General features: G+C 58.8%; 15 protein-coding genes. 8 read left to right on the top strand and 7 right to left on the bottom strand.

Annotation, left to right across the window (positions count from 1 at the left end; genetic code table 11):
- Nucleotides 1–109: 109 nt before the first annotated feature.
- Nucleotides 110–304, top strand: coding sequence for a SlyX family protein (locus ACR0NF_RS19275; protein WP_480468842.1), 195 nt, complete (start codon nt 110–112; stop codon nt 302–304).
- 4 nt (nt 305–308) lie between these two features.
- Here ACR0NF_RS19275 and ACR0NF_RS19280 read toward each other — a convergent pair whose 3' ends face one another.
- The 3 genes from ACR0NF_RS19280 to dnaE form a co-directional block, all read right to left on the bottom strand.
- Nucleotides 309–671 (bottom strand): hypothetical protein, encoded by a 363-nt coding sequence (locus ACR0NF_RS19280; RefSeq protein WP_480778796.1) that lies wholly within the window; start codon nt 669–671, stop codon nt 309–311.
- A gap of 11 nt (nt 672–682) precedes the next feature.
- Nucleotides 683–916, bottom strand: a complete 234-nt coding sequence (locus ACR0NF_RS19285) for a YMGG-like glycine zipper-containing protein (protein WP_480468840.1) — start codon at nt 914–916, stop codon at nt 683–685.
- Between the two features lie 62 nt (nt 917–978).
- The gene (dnaE, locus tag ACR0NF_RS19290; RefSeq protein ID WP_480468839.1) at nt 979–4,479 is read right to left on the bottom strand and encodes a DNA polymerase III subunit alpha; all 3,501 of its coding nucleotides are present in this window, start codon (nt 4,477–4,479) and stop codon (nt 979–981) included.
- 342 nt (nt 4,480–4,821) lie between these two features.
- Between dnaE and xdhA the strand changes: the two genes are divergently transcribed.
- The 7 genes from xdhA to ACR0NF_RS19325 are packed head-to-tail and all read left to right on the top strand — an operon-like array spanning nt 4,822 to nt 14,179.
- Complete coding sequence (gene xdhA / locus ACR0NF_RS19295; RefSeq protein ID WP_480468838.1) at nt 4,822–6,183, top strand: xanthine dehydrogenase small subunit; 1,362 nt, start codon at nt 4,822–4,824, stop codon at nt 6,181–6,183.
- Nucleotides 6,180–8,582, top strand: coding sequence for a xanthine dehydrogenase molybdopterin binding subunit (gene xdhB / locus ACR0NF_RS19300; protein ID WP_480778797.1), 2,403 nt, complete (start codon nt 6,180–6,182; stop codon nt 8,580–8,582). The genes xdhA and xdhB overlap by 4 nt, the downstream gene beginning before the upstream one ends.
- On the top strand, nt 8,582–9,517 hold the full coding sequence (gene xdhC / locus ACR0NF_RS19305) for a xanthine dehydrogenase accessory protein XdhC (RefSeq protein WP_480668130.1): 936 nt from the start codon (nt 8,582–8,584) through the stop codon (nt 9,515–9,517). Before xdhB ends, xdhC begins: the two co-directional genes overlap by 1 nt.
- Nucleotides 9,514–11,031, top strand: a complete 1,518-nt coding sequence (locus tag ACR0NF_RS19310) for an ABC transporter ATP-binding protein (RefSeq protein ID WP_480668129.1) — start codon at nt 9,514–9,516, stop codon at nt 11,029–11,031. The genes xdhC and ACR0NF_RS19310 overlap by 4 nt, the downstream gene beginning before the upstream one ends.
- A 38-nt stretch (nt 11,032–11,069) precedes the next feature.
- Complete coding sequence (locus tag ACR0NF_RS19315) at nt 11,070–12,152, top strand: ABC transporter permease (protein WP_480468834.1); 1,083 nt, start codon at nt 11,070–11,072, stop codon at nt 12,150–12,152.
- Nucleotide 12,153: 1 nt separating this feature from the next.
- Complete coding sequence (locus tag ACR0NF_RS19320; RefSeq protein ID WP_480468833.1) at nt 12,154–13,074, top strand: ABC transporter permease; 921 nt, start codon at nt 12,154–12,156, stop codon at nt 13,072–13,074.
- A gap of 31 nt (nt 13,075–13,105) precedes the next feature.
- On the top strand, nt 13,106–14,179 hold the full coding sequence (locus tag ACR0NF_RS19325; RefSeq protein WP_480468832.1) for a BMP family ABC transporter substrate-binding protein: 1,074 nt from the start codon (nt 13,106–13,108) through the stop codon (nt 14,177–14,179).
- Nucleotides 14,180–14,335: 156 nt separating this feature from the next.
- Here ACR0NF_RS19325 and ACR0NF_RS19330 read toward each other — a convergent pair whose 3' ends face one another.
- Genes ACR0NF_RS19330 through ACR0NF_RS19345 form a run of 4 tightly spaced genes read right to left on the bottom strand, consistent with a single transcriptional unit; the run spans nt 14,336 to nt 16,384 of the window.
- Nucleotides 14,336–14,566: an NUDIX hydrolase gene (locus ACR0NF_RS19330; RefSeq protein ID WP_480485046.1), complete on the bottom strand. Its 231-nt coding sequence runs from the start codon at nt 14,564–14,566 to the stop codon at nt 14,336–14,338.
- Nucleotides 14,521–14,694: a hypothetical protein gene (locus ACR0NF_RS19335; RefSeq protein ID WP_480468831.1), complete on the bottom strand. Its 174-nt coding sequence runs from the start codon at nt 14,692–14,694 to the stop codon at nt 14,521–14,523. The genes ACR0NF_RS19330 and ACR0NF_RS19335 overlap by 46 nt, the downstream gene beginning before the upstream one ends.
- 55 nt (nt 14,695–14,749) lie before the next feature.
- Nucleotides 14,750–15,982 carry an HlyD family secretion protein gene (locus tag ACR0NF_RS19340; protein ID WP_480468830.1) on the bottom strand — a complete coding sequence of 411 codons (1,233 nt, stop codon included), beginning with the start codon at nt 15,980–15,982 and terminating at the stop codon, nt 14,750–14,752.
- Between the two features lie 3 nt (nt 15,983–15,985).
- On the bottom strand, nt 15,986–16,384 hold the full coding sequence (locus ACR0NF_RS19345; protein WP_480668128.1) for a hypothetical protein: 399 nt from the start codon (nt 16,382–16,384) through the stop codon (nt 15,986–15,988).
- Nucleotides 16,385–16,456 lie beyond the last annotated feature (72 nt).

The raw sequence follows: 16,456 nt of genomic DNA on the forward strand, positions 1-16,456 counted from the left end.
GCTTAGTGTTCCGCGCGCGGTCTATCCCATGGCCTGCATCGGGGCAAGGCGGGGTTTCACTGGCCACGGCGTCACAGGGTCGCTATGAGACGCGTGTAAGGAGAACTCTATGCAGCATCTGGAAGAACAGATCGCCCATCTGACTCGCACCGTGGACGAGTTGAACGCGGTTGTGACCAAACAACAGAGCGAAATCGACCGCCTCACCCGCCGGATCGAGATGCTGCTACAGCGCGAGGCCGAACGGGCACAGGAAGGATCAGGCGGGGTCGTGTTCGGCGACGAACGCCCACCGCATTACTAAGCGGTCATAACCCCAGCGTAGATTTCACCGCGTTATCGACCACTCCTCCCAACAGGGCATCTTTGTCCGCTGCGCAACCCTCGGACAATGCAGCGATGAAGGTTTCGCGCAGTTGGGCTTTTTCTTCGTCGGTCGTCGCATAATCTTCGATATTGATCTGGCGATTGTAGAGCGACAGGGCCGTCATCTTTTCAACAACGGCCACAACAAAGGCTTCGTCACCATCCGCTTCTTGAGCAATCGAGGCGCATGTGTAGTGCATCACAGGCAACGCATCCTGCACCATCTGATCTGCAGCCTCGTCAGCTATCGACCAACCCGGCAGTAACACGCAAATCCCTGCAAAAACACTTCTGAATGAGGTCATACGCATGGCAGTCATTTCCAGTTATGTCCGATAATCGCCCCGGCTACACCACCGATCGCCGCGCCCTTGCCGTCACCGATCAGCGCACCAACACCGGCACCAATCAGCGCGCCTTCGATAGTCTTTTTCTTCTTTTTATCATCCGCAAATGCCGCGGTCGCCACGGTAAGCGAGATTGCACCCGCCAAAACCATCGCTCTGGAGCCAATACCTGAAAATGCCAAACCAATGCCCTCCTGTTTCACGCGTAAAGAGTGTGCAAAGGCAGCCTATCTGCGCGAAAACGCTGTGGCAATAAAACCGGCTTCTAAATCTCTTCGACCGACATGACACCGTCCAGCGATTTGATCGCCCCTTTGATCTGCGGGTTGATGGGGAAATCCTGGCCCAGGTCCATTTCGACATCCCCCGGCAGGGCGGGGTCCAGCAGACACAGCTGGATCGGCCCCTTACTGGCACCCTTGGCCGCAGTGCTCGCATCTTCCAGCACCTTTGCCACGGTCGGCAAGACCTCTGGCTGATCCAGATAGATACGCAAACCTGTTGCTCCGGCCTCGGCCACGACCGCATCGACCGGGCCGACAGATCGGCCCAGAAGCTTGAGCTGATCGGCCTCCATGGTTGCTTCGGCGGTCAGAACCACCTGCGCGCCGGTCTCCAGAAACTCGCGCGATTTCTCAAGCGTCTCCGAGAACAGCGTGACCTCGTAAGCTCCTGTCGGATCGGAGAGCTGCGCAAAAGCAAAGCGGTTGCCGCGGGCCGATTTCCTCTCTTGCCGTCCGGCGACGACGCCTGCCATTTTGGCAATCAATGGGCCTGAGCGGGCCTTTTCGATCACCTCATCCAGCGTCAGTACCTGTTTGCGCTTGAGCGCTGGCATGTAGTCGTCGAGCGGGTGGCCGGACAGGTAGAACCCGATCGCTTTGAACTCTTCGCTCAGACGTTCAGCTGGCAGCCAGTCGGGGCTGGGCGAAAGGCGCGGCTCGGGCAGGTCGTCCCCTGCTTCGCCAAACAGCGAGACCTGGTTGGAGTTTCTCTGCTCGTGGATCGCACTCGAATAGCTCACAAGCGCATCGAGGCTTTCGAACACGCGACGTCGATTGCCGTCCAGTTGATCGAACGCTCCGGCACGCGCCATCATCTCAAGCGGACGTTTGCCAACCTTCTTCAGGTCAACCCGGCGGGCAAAGTCGAACAGGTTGACAAAGGGCTTATCGTCTCGCCCCGCAACCACGAGATTCATCGCTTCAACACCTACGTTCTTGAGCGCGCCCAGCGCGTAGACAAGTTCTCCATCCACCACGTCGAACGTTGCAAGCGAACGGTTTACGCAGGGCGGCACATAAGGCAGGTCCAATCCTTTGCGGACCTCCTCAAAGTACACCGCCAACTTGTCGGTCAGATGAATATCGCAGTTCATGACACCCGCCATGAACTCGACCGGATGGTTCGCCTTCAGCCAACCGGTCTGATAACTGACCACCGCGTAAGCAGCGGCGTGAGATTTGTTGAAGCCGTAGTTGGCGAACTTGTCCAGCAGGTTCCAGACCTCGGTCGCCTTGGCCTCGTCCACATTGTTCTCAGCAGCGCCCTTGAGGAATTTGGGCCGTTCAGCATCCATCGCCTCCTGGATTTTCTTACCCATCGCGCGGCGCAACAGGTCCGCGCCGCCGAGGCTGTAGCCCGCCATTTCCTGGGCGATCTGCATCACCTGTTCCTGATAAACGATAATGCCTTGGGTTTCGTCCAGAATATGGTCGATGGAGGGATGTAATGTGTCCCGCTGGCTCAGCTTGTTCTTAACCTCGCAGAACTTGGGGATGTTCTCCATAGGGCCGGGACGGTAGAGCGCGACCAGCGCGATGATATCTTCGATGCAGTCGGGCTTCATACGCTTGAGCGCATCCATCATGCCCGAGCTTTCCACCTGGAACACCGCAACCGTTTTGGCCGCTGAATAGAGCCTGTACGTCGCTTCATCATCCAGCGGGATGGCGTTGATCTGGTTCACAGCTCCGTCAGCGGGTTCGTAGAGTTCCGTGCCATCGGGCGCTATGTGAAGGTCACGCCCGGATTTGAAGATCAGATCCATTGCGTTCTGGATCACAGTCAGCGTTTTCAGGCCAAGAAAGTCGAACTTGACCAGCCCGGCCTGCTCCACCCATTTCATGTTGAACTGTGTCGCGGGCATGTCGGACCGAGGGTCCTGATAGAGCGGCACCAGCGCATCCAGAGGGCGATCTCCGATCACAACCCCCGCCGCGTGGGTCGAAGCGTTCCGCAATAGGCCTTCGACTTGTTGGCCATAGGTAAGCAGACGCTCCACCACCTCTTCGTTTCGCGCCTCTTCCCGCAGACGCGGCTCGTCTTTTAGCGCCTTTTCGATGGAAACCGGTTTGACGCCCTCTACCGGGATCATCTTGGACAGGCGATCCACCTGCCCGTATGGCATCTGCAAGACTCGCCCGATATCGCGGACTGCAGCCTTCGACAGCAACGCACCAAAGGTGATGATCTGCCCCACCTTGTCGCGCCCGTATTTCTGCTGAACATAACGGATCACCTCTTCGCGGCGATCCATGCAGAAATCGATATCGAAGTCGGGCATCGAGACCCGTTCGGGATTCAGGAACCGCTCGAACAGCAGGCTGTAACGCAACGGGTCAAGGTCGGTGATTGTCAACGCGTAAGCCACCAGAGATCCGGCACCTGAGCCCCGCCCCGGCCCCACTGGAATGTCATGATCCTTTGCCCATTGGATAAAGTCCGCAACGATCAGGAAATACCCGGGAAAGCCCATACCTTCGATGATGCCGAGTTCGAAATCCAGCCGTTCCTGATATTCTTCGGGCGTTACCGCATGCGGAACAACGGCCAGACGTTTCTGCAAACCCTCATTGGCGATGCGGCGCAGTTCTGCCACCTCATCATCCGCGAATTTCGGTAGGATCGGATCGCGGCGATAGGCCATGAAGGCGCAGCGTCTGGCGATCTCGACCGTGTTCTCAATCGCTTCGGGCAGGTCGGCGAACAGTGTCACCATCTCTTGCTGCGACTTAAAATAATGCTGCGCGGTCAGGCGGCGGCGGCCTTCCTGCTGGTCGACATAGGCCCCCTCGGCGATACAGATCAGCGCGTCATGCGCCTCATACATATTCGAGGTCGGGAAATAGACATCGTTGGTGGCGACCAGCGGAAGGTTCTTGGTATAGGCCATCTCGACATGGCCACGCTCGGACAGACGCTCGGCCTCGGGCTGACCGTCCTCCCCGGGGTGCCGCTGTAGTTCGATATACAGGCGGTCCGGGAACATCTCTGCCAGCCGATCCACCAATGCCTCTGCTGCCGGGCGTTGCCCTTGCTGCAACAGCATCCCCACCGGCCCGTCGGGGCCACCGGTCAGACAGATCAGACCGTCTGATCGCTCCGCCAGCTCATCCAAAGTGACCTGCGGCAACTGACCACCCTTGTCTACATAGAGACAGGAGCTCAGCTTCATCAGGTTCTCATATCCCACCTCTGACTGTGCCAGCAGAACCAATGGCGCAGGAGGTTTGGTCTTTTCACCCGGCTGCACCCGAACGTATGTGAGATCAATCTGGCACCCCATGATGGGCTGGATGCCAGCCCCGCTTGCGGTTACCGAGAACTCGAGGGCTGAGAACATCGAATTGGTGTCTGTCACCGCAACGGCGGGCATGTCCATCTGCTCGCACAAGCCCGGCAACTTCTTCAGTCGCACGGCGCCTTCCAGCAGTGAATATTCGGTGTGAACGCGGAGGTGAATGAATCGAGGGGTACTGCTCATGACCCCTACGCTATCCCAGCCAGCGGCGCTGCAAAAGCGGGAACCGACGCTTTTGAATGCTTAAAAAATCGACGTTGATTATTTGGCTTTTCTAGAAGGTGCTTCGGGATTGATCTGGGGCCGAGTTCAAAAAGCGCTTTATTTACAAGCGACTGACTTTTAAACAAACGCGATATTTATAAGCCGCGCGGGTCCAATGGTGTATCATATAGGCAGTTTTTCTTGCCAGATAAGGTGCGCTGTTTCTAACATCTGATGGCAAGCTAACGCCCGCCACTCTTTCTACGTCGCATCGAAGGAGGGCCAAACGGGCGCAACCGGGTAACGCGACGGGTTTCTCGAATGAATATCACGTTTCTTCTGAACGGAGAGACAGTGGAGTTGACCGACGTTGATCCGACGGCTACCCTACTGGACTGGCTGCGCGAGGATCGCAGCCTGACCGGCACCAAGGAAGGCTGCAACGAGGGCGATTGCGGTGCTTGCACCGTCATGGTGACGGATGACGGTGGCCACAAGGCGTTGAACTCCTGCATCCTGTTCCTGCCTCAGCTACATGGCAAAGCCGTGCGCACCGTCGAAGGCGCAAGCGGCCCGAATGGCGAGACGCACCCGGTGCAACAGGCGATGGTAGACCTGCATGGCTCGCAATGCGGCTTCTGCACCCCCGGTTTTGTCATGTCGATGGTTGCCGGTCACGCGACTGGCGCGACGGATCATGACACTCAGCTTGCCGGAAACCTGTGTCGCTGCACCGGCTATGCGCCCATTATCCGAGCAGCGAAAGCCGCCGAGGAGCAACCTGTACCGGTTTGGGTCAAAGACAAACCCGTCGCAAGCCCTGCCGCGTCGCCGATGCTGCCGGGATCGTCCGACGAGCTTGCGGCTGTCTATGCCGAAAACCCCGATGCCACTCTGGTGGCCGGAGCGACCGATGTGGGTCTGTGGGTCACCAAGCAGTTGCGTGATCTGGACCCAGTGATCTTCCTCAATCGCTGCGAAGATCTGAAAGAGATCACCATCACCGACAAAGAAATCCGTTTCGGCGCCATGGTCGATATGAACCGTATAGGGGAGGCGCTTGCTGACCTGCACCCCTCTTATGCCGAAATGATCCGCCGCTACGCCAGCGTTCAGGTGCGCCACGCCGCGACCGTCGGTGGCAACATCGCCAATGGCTCGCCCATCGGGGACAACCCGCCTGCGCTTATTGCTTTGGGCGCAACTTTACACCTTCGCAAAGGCGAAGCCCGCCGGTCCCTTCCTTTGGAAGAGTTCTTTATCGACTACGGCAAGCAAGATCGCGCACCCGGTGAGTTTGTCGAAGCCGTCAGCTTCCCGCGTCAGACAGATCGCCTGAAAGCCTACAAACTCAGCAAACGGTTCGATCAGGACATTTCAGCTGTGTGCGGGTGTTTCAATATCACCGTTACGGACGGAGCAGTCACCGAAGCGCGCATCGCGTTTGGTGGCATGGCTGGTACTCCGAAACGGGCATCCCATGTCGAGGCCGCACTGATCGGCAAACCCTGGTCGCGCGAGACGATTGGCGCCGCGCTTCCTGCCTTTGCCGACGATTACTCACCACTCACGGACATGCGCGCCTCGGCCACCTATCGTCTGGAAACCGCCAAAGCGATGCTCGAGAGGTATTACTTCGAAGATCAGGGCGAGGTGACCAACGTATTGGAGGTGTCGGCATGAGCGTGACCAAACCCCTCCCCCACGATGCGGCCCCTTTGCATGTGTCCGGCTCGGCCCGTTATGTGGACGATATACCGACGCCAAAGAGTTCTCTGCATCTGGCCTTTGGGCTGAGCCCGATCGCCAAGGGCAAGATCACATCGATCGACCTGTCAGCTGTGAAAGCTGCCGAAGGCGTTGTCATGGTGATGACTGCTGAGGATTTGCCCTTCGCAAACGATGTCTCTCCGTCGATCCATGATGAGCCTCTGCTGTCAGACGGCACCATTCACTATATCGGCCAGCCTGTATTTCTGGTTGTCGCAACCAGCCATCTGGCCGCTCGCAAAGCCGCACGGCTTGGGAAGATCGACTACGCGGAAGAAACCCCGATCCTGACAGTCGAAGAGGCTCTAGCCGCTGACAGCCGGTTCGAAGGTGGCCCGCGCATTTACGCCAAGGGTGATGCAGATGCGGCTATCTCTGGCGCGACCCTCGTGATCGAAGGGTCTTTCGAACTTGGCGGACAAGAGCACTTCTACCTCGAAGGTCAAGCTGCATTGGCCGTGCCGAATGAAGGCGCGGACATGTTGGTGCACAGTTCGACCCAACACCCGACCGAGATTCAGCACAAAGTAGCCGACGCTTTGGGTGTTCCCATGCACGCGGTCCGGGTTGAAACCCGCCGGATGGGCGGAGGCTTTGGCGGCAAGGAAAGCCAAGGCAATGCTCTGGCAGTGGCTTGTGCTGTTGCAGCGCGTGCAACCGGCAAAGCCTGCAAGATGCGCTATGACCGCGATGACGACATGATCATCACCGGCAAGCGCCACGCATTCCGCATTTCCTACAAGGCCGGGTTCGATGCGAACGGGCACATTCAGGGCGTCTCGTTCCTACACCACGCAATCTGCGGCTGGGCACAGGACCTATCTCTGCCCGTCGCGGACCGAGCGATGCTGCATTCAGACAATGCCTATCTGCTGCCAAATGCCCGGATCGAGAGCCACCGGCTGAAGACGAACACCCAATCCGCCACCGCCTATCGCGGGTTCGGAGGCCCTCAGGGCATGGTCGGCATCGAACGCGTTATGGATCATGCGGCGTATGAGTTGGGGCTGGACCCAGTCGAACTACGCCGTCGCAACTATTATGAACCAGCGCACAAGGTTGCTGAGGCTGCGCCGGCAGAGAAACCACTGGGTCACCCCGACCCGCATGAAGACCTGACAAGCCGGGGCGCAGTTGAGATGGGGGACACCCCTGTGCGCCCCCTGCCCGCAGGCGGCAACACCACGCCCTACGGGATGGAGGTCAGCGATTTCGAACTGCACGGCATGACCGAAGCTCTGCTGAAATCCAGCGACTATGCCGCGCGCAAGGCAGCGATAGAAAAATGGAATGCCGAGAACAGCGTGATCAAGAAGGGCATCGCCTTCTCTCCGGTCAAATTCGGGATTTCCTTCACGCTGACTCATCTGAATCAGGCGGGCGCACTGGTGCATGTCTATCAGGACGGCTCGGTCCACCTGAACCATGGCGGCACCGAGATGGGGCAGGGTCTGTTCCAGAAGGTCGCTCAAGTCGCAGCATCCCGCTTTGGCATTCCGCTGGAGATGGTCAAGATTACTGCCACAGATACCGCCAAGGTGCCGAACACCTCGGCCACAGCAGCGTCTTCGGGCAGTGACCTGAACGGTATGGCAGTGAAAGCCGCCTGCGACACGATCCGCGACCGGATGGCTGACTATCTGGCCGAGCGGCACCAAGCCGATCCGTCAACTGTTACCTTCTCGGACGGCCACGTTTCGGTCGGCGAAGAACGCTATACCTTCGCCGAAGCTGCTGCGTTGGCCTATCAGGGTCGTATCAGCCTGTCGGCAACCGGGTTCTACAAAACACCCAAAATCGAATGGGACCGGATCGCCGGGCGCGGTCGTCCGTTCTTTTACTTTGCCTACGGAGCCTCAATCACCGAGGTCGCCGTCGACACACTGACCGGCGAGAACCGCATCCTGCGCACCGATATTCTGCATGATGCCGGTGCCTCGCTGAACCCAGCGCTGGATATCGGACAGGTTGAGGGCGGTTATGTGCAAGGTGCCGGCTGGCTGACGACCGAGGAACTGGTCTGGGACGGCAAGGGCAATCTGCGCACGCACGCGCCCTCGACCTACAAAATCCCGGCCTGCTCGGACCGACCTGACATCTTCAACGTCGCACTTTGGGACGGCGAGAACCGCGAGGACACGATCTATCGTTCCAAAGCCGTCGGAGAGCCGCCGTTCATGCTGGGCATATCGGCGTGGCTGGCCTTGTCGAATGCGGTTACAGCCTGCGGCGAGAGCTACTCGGCGCTGAATGCTCCTGCCACGGCAGAGGAAGTCTGGCACGGCGTCCAAAGGATGAAGGGAGGCATCTGATGGGATTTGATCGAGAGGCTTTGAGGGAGGCGGTCAAAACCCACGGGAAAGTCACCCGGGTGGTCATTGCTGCGATCAAGGGGTCATCCCCGCGCGAAGTCGGCGCTGCAATGCTGGTTTGGGAACACGGGCAAAGCGGCACAATTGGTGGTGGGGCACTGGAATTTCAGGCGGCAGAGATCGCGCGGAAACAAACAGCCCAATCCCGCCTGACCCACCACGCGCTCGGCCCCGATATGGGTCAATGCTGCGGCGGTGCAGTTTCACTTTTTAGCGAAGTCTTTGATCTAAAGGCGGTTGAAGCGCTCGACGACACGATCATAGTGCGGTCTGCCTCGGAAGGCGAAATGCCTCTGTCCGTGAAAAGGTTGCTGGCAACTGCGCGCGGTCAGGGGATTGCCCCCGAACCGCAACTGATCGACGGCTGGATGGTTGAGCCGTTGCACAAGCCGACCTGGAACCTATGGATATGGGGCGCAGGCCATGTCGGACGGGCACTGGTGGATGTTCTGTCCCCCTTGCCCGGCATTGCGATCACCTGGGTCGACACCGGACCCGAGCGCTTCCCGGCCTCGGTCCCAGCTGGTGTCACTACAGTTCCAGCCGCCAAACCGACCGAGCTGGTTCGCCATGCACCACCCAATGCCGAGCACCTTGTGCTTACTTATTCACACAATCTGGATCTGGAATTGTGCAACCGGCTGCTTTTGCACGATTTCCGCTTTGCGGGGCTGATCGGCTCGGCTACGAAATGGGCGCGATTCCGGTCGCGGTTGGCAGCCCTTGGGCATTCGCCCGAGCGGATCAGCCGGATCACTTGTCCAATCGGCGATCCCGGCTTGGGCAAACACCCGCAAATGATCGCCGTCGGCGTTGCCGCGCAACTGTTGCGTCCGGCCCGACAAACCGAGTTGAAGAAGGACCTGAGCGCGTGACCACTCCACTTTTGAGCTTGCAAGGGCTGACCAAGGCCTATCCCGGCGTCGTGGCCAATGATCAGGTGTCGTTTGACATCGGCGAAGGCGAGGTTCACGCCTTGCTGGGAGAAAACGGCGCGGGCAAATCCACGCTGGTGAAGATGATCTACGGATTGGTGAAACCCGACAGCGGTACGATGCTGCTGCGCGGCCAACCTTTTGCGCCGCCAGAACCGCGCGCGGCGCGCGGCGATGGGATCGCGATGGTGTTCCAGCACTTCTCGCTGTTTGACGCACTGAACGTGGCCGAGAACATCGCGCTGGGGATGGAGAACCCGCCCCCGATGGGTGATCTGGCCTCGCGAATCCGCGAAGTATCCGAGACCTACGGCTTGCCTCTCGACCCCTACCGAACCGTTGGAGACCTGTCCGCCGGCGAGCGTCAGCGGGTCGAGATCATCCGCTGCCTGCTCCAAGATCCGAAGCTGCTGATCATGGACGAGCCAACCTCGGTTCTAACTCCGCAAGAGGTTGATATCCTTTTTGAGACGCTGAACAAATTGCGGTCCGAGGGCACCTCGATCCTCTATATCTCGCACAAGTTGGAAGAGATCCGCACTCTGTGTGATCACGCCACGATCCTGCGTCTGGGCAAGAACGTGGGCGAGTGTGTCCCGGCTGAGACCTCGGCGCGTGACATGGCCGAGATGATGGTGGGCTCGACCCTGCAGACACCGGAGCGATCGGGGCGTGAGTTCGGGGATGTTGCGCTGGATGTCAGTGGGTTGTCGGTGCCGTCGCCATCAGAGTTCGGTACGGCGCTGAAGAATATCCACATGACCGTCCGCAAGGGCGAGGTTCTGGGCATTGGTGGCGTCGCTGGGAACGGCCAGGACGAACTGCTGGGTGTGCTGTCAGGTGAAATTCAGACGGCCGCCGACGCGATCAAATTCAACGGCCAGCGTATTGGTAAACTCGGCCCGACTGCCAGGCGGAAACTAGGCGTGCTGACCGCGCCCGAAGAACGGCTGGGTCACGCGGCGGCGCCGGATATGAGCCTGATCGAAAACGCCCTGCTGACCGGTTCGGTCCGCGAAGGGCTTGAGAGTAACGGCTTCCTTAAATGGACCGAAACAAAGAGCTTTGCTGAGAAGATCATCAGCGCTTTTGACGTCCGGACGCCGGGCCCTGAGAACGCGGCGCGCTCGCTGTCGGGAGGGAACCTGCAGAAGTTCGTGATCGGTCGCGAAGTGTTGCAGAACCCGGATGTTCTGGTGGTGAACCAGCCGACATGGGGCGTGGATGCGGCGGCGGCGGCCTCGATCCGGCAGGCCATTCTGGATCTGGCGGCCAAGGGAACTGCGGTCATCTGCATCTCGCAAGACCTCGATGAACTGATGGAAATCTCCGACAGCTTTGCCGCACTGAACGAAGGACGACTAAGCGCCCCGCGCGAAACCACGGGCCTGACCGTTGACGAGATCGGGCTGATGATGGGCGGTGCGCATGGCATGGAGGTGGCCCATGTCTAAACAGTTAAAAGAAAAGAGAAACACGGGGGTATGAGCAGATGATTGTGTTGGAGAAACGGCCTCAGCCGTCCAAGGCGTGGTCTTATTCCACCCCATTGGTCGCGGTGCTGGCAACGATGGTTTTTGGCGGCATCCTGTTCGCCATTCTGGGCAAGAACCCGGTCGAGGCCATCGGCACCATTTTCTGGGAACCGCTGTTTGGTGAGTTCGCGTTCTATTACCGCCCGCAATTGCTGGTTAAAGGCGCGCCGCTGGTGCTGATCGCCATCGGTCTGTCACTGGGCTTCCGCGCCGGTATTTGGAATATCGGGGCCGAGGGGCAGTACATCATGGGTGCCATCTTTGGCGCCGGTGCTGGTCTGGCCTTCTACCCTCTGGATGCGTTCTACATCTTTCCGATCATGGTGATTGCGGGCGCGTTTGGCGGCTGGCTGTGGGCGATGATCCCGGCCTTCCTGAAGGTGCGCTTTGGTACCAACGAAATCCTTGTGTCGCTGATGCTGGTCTATGTGGCCGAGCAGATGCTGGCCTCGGTTTCGCTGGGTCTGTTGAAAAATCCCGAAGGGTTCGGTTTTCCGGGCTCGCGTAATCTGCAGTCCTATGACAGCGCTCATAATGCCGAGCTGATTGCAGGATCAGGGATGCATTGGGGTGTCGTCACGGCTTTGATCGCTGTGATCTTCGCCTATGTGCTGCTGAACCGACACATGCTGGGCTTCCACATCCGCCTGACAGGCGAAGCGCCTCGGGCCGCGAAGTTTGCCGGTGTGAACCCTGCTCGCCTGATCCTGTTCTGTTTGGGTCTGTCCGGCGCTCTCGCTGGTCTGGCGGGGATGTTTGAAGTCTCGGGCCCCTCTGGCGTGGTCAGCATCGACTTTAACGTCGGCTATGGCTTTACCGCGATTATCGTGGCCTTCCTGGGCCGCCTGCACCCGGTGGGCATCCTGCTGGCTGGTGGGCTGATGGCGCTGACCTATATCGGCGGTGAAATCGCGCAGTCGCAGCTGGGTCTGCCTGCCGCTGCCATTCAGGTGTTTCAGGGCATGCTTCTGTTCTTCCTGCTGGCTTTCGATCTTCTGACAAACTACCGCATCCGTGCGGCCCGTAGCGAGGTAGCGTAATATGGACCTTGGTGAAATTAACCCCGTCCTTCTGGTCGCCTCGCTGATGGTGGCCGCAACCCCCCTGCTGCTGGCCGCGATCGGAGAGCTGGTCGTCGAAAAGGCAGGCGTCCTGAACCTCGGCGTCGAAGGCATGATGATCGTCGGCGCAATCAGCGGCTTTGCGATCTCGGTCGAAACCGGCTCACCCTGGTTGGGCTTTATCGCGGCTGCCATAGGCGGTGCGGTTCTGTCGCTACTGTTCGTATTGCTGACGCAGGTGGCATTGGCCAACCAAGTGGCAAGTGGCCTTGCCTTGACCCTCTTCGGCCTCGGCTTCAGCGCCCTGATGGGCCAGAGCTATGTGGGCGTCAAACCCCCGGACATGGCCGATATCCACATCCCATTGATCAGCGATATCCCGGTGATCGGCCCGATCCTGTTCCAGCATGACCCAATCCTCTATGTCGGCATCGCGTTGACGGCGGCCGTTTGGGCCACGCTGAAATACACCCGTGTCGGTCTGATCCTGCGCGCGGTGGGTGAAAACCACGATGCGGCACACGCGCTTGGATACAAAGTCATCAAAATCCGCATCATGGCGATCCTGTTCGGTGGCGCTTGCGCGGGCCTTGGTGGGGCTTACATCAGCCTGATCCGCGTCCCTCAATGGACCGAAGGTATGACCGCCGGCGTTGGTTGGATCGCTCTTGCGCTGGTGGTCTTCGCCAGCTGGAAACCATGGCGGGCCTTGCTGGGCGCCTATTTGTTCGGCGGCATCACCGTGTTGCAGCTTAATTTACAGGCAGCGGGCGTTGCCATTCCTGTCGAGTATCTGGCAATGTCGCCCTATATCATCACGATCCTTGTGCTTGTGATCCTTTCGGCCGACAAGAGCAGCGCACCTGCCGCATTGGGCCGGACCTTCCATGCCTCACACTAGGGGCTAACTAAACCAACTTGGGGAGTAACACATGAAATTCACTACACTTCTGGCAAGCGCCGCCATGGCGCTGGGTCTGGCCTCGGGGGCCATGGCTCAAGACAAGACCAAGGTCGGTTTCGTCTATGTCGGCCCGGTGGGCGACGGCGGTTGGACCTATGAACATAACAAGGGCCGCTTGGCCGTAGAGGAAGAGTTTGGCGACAAGGTTGAAACCGTCTTCGTCGAATCCGTTCCCGAAGGTCCGGACGCCGAACGCGTGATGACCCAGATGGCACTGGAAGGCGCTGATCTGATCTTCACCACATCGTTTGGTTACATGGACCCGACGATCAACGTGGCCAAGAAATTCCCGAACGTGAAGTTCGAGCACGCGACCGGTTACAAGACCGCCGACAACGTCTCGGTCTACTCGGCCCGTTTCTACGAAGGTCGCGCCGTTCAGGGCCATATCGCAGGCAAGATGACCAAGTCGAACATCATCGGTTACATCGGTTCCTACCCGATCCCCGAAGTGATCCGCGGCATCAACTCGGCCTATATCCACGCCAAGAAGGTGAACCCGGATGTCGAGTTCAAGATCGTCTGGGCCTACACCTGGTTCGACCCAGCGAAAGAGGCCGATGCCGCCACCGTTCTGATCGAACAGGGCGCGGACGTGATCCTGCAACACACCGACTCGACCGCGCCACAGGCGGCTGCGCAAGAGGCGGGCAACGTCGTTACCTTCGGTCAGGCCTCGGACATGAGCGAATACGCTCCGTTCCCGCGCGTCAGCTCGATCATCGACAACTGGGCGCCTTACTACATCGCGCGCACCCAAGCGGTGATGGATGGCTCGTGGGAGACCGTGAACACATGGGACGGCATCCGCGAAGGCATGGTTGAGATCGGCGAGATTTCAGATGCGGTTCCCGCCGACGTCAAGGAAGAAGCGCTGGCGATGAAAGCCTCCATGGCTGCGGGTGAGTACCACCCCTTCACCGGACCGCTGAAAAAGCAGGATGGCAGCGACTGGCTGGCTGAGGGCGAAGTGGCCGATGACGGCACACTTGCGGGCATGAACTTCTACGTCGAAGGGCTGGAAGGCGAAATTCCACAGTAAGATGAAATTCCGCAGTAAGATCGAGACAAGCTGACTAACCAAAGGCCCGCACATCAGGCGGGCCTTTTTTTGATTCAGATTACCGGATCACCCTGCGTGATCAAAAGCGGCGCGAAGCAGCGGGCGGTATTCGGGCAAGGCCAGATTCGACAAGTCTCAGGCTTGCTGCAAGCTGAACCACTCAAGATGCGAGTGTTCATGGTTGTTGATAACGGGAGCCCCGCCCTGCCATTTCTGGACCAGAAAAAACCGGTAAACCGGCGGCGTTTCAGCATTGACCCCGGTATCGACGATTTGATCGAAATAGCGGGGTTCGATGGGTGAAATGGCGATTTCCTCGTTCAGTTCACGGATAAGAGCCTGCTCAGGCGTTTCTCCGATTTCGATTTTTCACCAACGAAATCCCAGCAATTCGGATAGGACGCCCGAAAATGCGCGCGCCGCCCGAGCAGCACTTTTTCGTCCTGCATGATAATGGCGCACGCATATTCGGAAGAGCGGTTGGGACCGGTCATGTAGCTTACCTGAATGCCTTGTCTCAGCAAAAAGCTGGAACCGGTTTATTCCCGCTCAATGCCCGCTCAGAACCAGCGTGTTCACTGGCATCAGTATCAAGCGCAACCGCAGGCCCGCTGCATGAACGACGCCAATCGTATCCACCACATGCAGGAATGACTTTTTCCAGAAACCCAGATCCTCATGCTCTAACCGTTCGTGATTGTCGGTATAGACATTCGCCAGACAATTGCTGCCCGGTGGTACATCGTCGGCCATGCTCTCATAGAGCGGCTCAAGATAGACAAGGATCGAGCCTGGGTTGGTGTTGTTCTGCACGTCCCGCAGCTCATCCGTGGGGCGGATCTGGCCCGAGGGGATCACATCCTGCACCTCGACCACCACCACGGGGATCACGGTGAAAGGTTTGGTCATGCAGCCCAGCTCTCCGATCATGCCGGGTTTGATGACCTGCGCGGACAACTGGTTAAACGCGGCCTGAAACCGGTTGTGACCCGAGTTGGATGGCACAAGAATACCCGCAGGGCGCAGAAGCGGGCTGACATAATCGCCAACCTGCAAACCGAATTGTTCAACCCGACCACTCACGCCCGCACTGACCACGGTTTTTTCGAGTTCCGTGAGCGCCGCATCCAGCTGCGCGTTGGCGCTGGCCAGTTGCGCAGGGATCAGCTCTTCGATCTGTTGCACGACGGCTGCGCGCTGCGAGACCGCTGCGTTGACCTGGGCCTCGCGTTCGGCAACCAGATTTTCGAGCCGGTCGATTTCAGCCAGACGCACTGCGCTGGATCCTTCATCGCGTAGGGTTGTGTTACGCTCCAGATCCTCCAGCGCCTGATCAAGGGCGGCACGCGCGCCCGCGATCCCTGCCTCAGCCTCGGCCAGATCGGTCTGGGCCACTTTCAACGAGGCTTGAACCTGTGCGATCTGCGCATTGGCGGCCTCAACCTGAGCGGTCTGGGCGAAATCCTCGATCCGGAAGATCGGTTGACCTGCGGTGACCTGTTCATTGTTGCGCACATAAACCTCGGACACGCGCCCCCCCAGTTGCGGCAGGATCGTCACGGTGCGGAAATAGGACGCCGCAGTTTTGCTGGATGGGTGGAAGTAAAACAGCGTCGTAATCACCGTCAGCGCCAGAATGGCACAGGTCGTGAGGCCCCAGCGCAGCTCGTACCACATGGTGAACAGGGTGATCTCATGCCCGATCCGCTTGCCTTGCACAAAACGACGGAACAGATAGTCGGGAAGCACGGTAATCAGTGCGCACAGCATCGTCTCAATCATGGTTCAATGCCCCTGCACTTCTGGTTTGCTTGGTTCTGGCTCGGGCTCCGGAGCCGGCGTCTGCCCCGGTGCCAACGACCGGATCGCGTCAGCGATTGAGCGCAATGGCGCTGCAAAGTCAGGAAACTGGAAGCCAGCGACCAGTACCGCAGCAACCCAGAAGATGCCATTATGCGTGAACAGAGCCAGAAGCGCCAGAATCCCAACCAGTTGGAATTGCGGATGATTTGTCTCATGCGCCATCTTTTCCGGTATCGAATGCAGGGTAAAATACGCCACGCCGATCAGAACAACCATGGCAACGGTGAAAATCAGCATGAAGGTAAAAAGATAATCACTGCCATCTGCCTGCGTGACATAAGCGGGGATATGGCCCGTTGCCATTGGATGAAGGTTTGCCATGTCCACGTCTGTCTCCAAATCTTCTGATATGTGCACTAAAACCAGTCTGGAAGCGTGCGATCAAGTGTCCGA

It is taken from the genome of Ruegeria sp. CF4 (genome assembly GCF_056537345.1).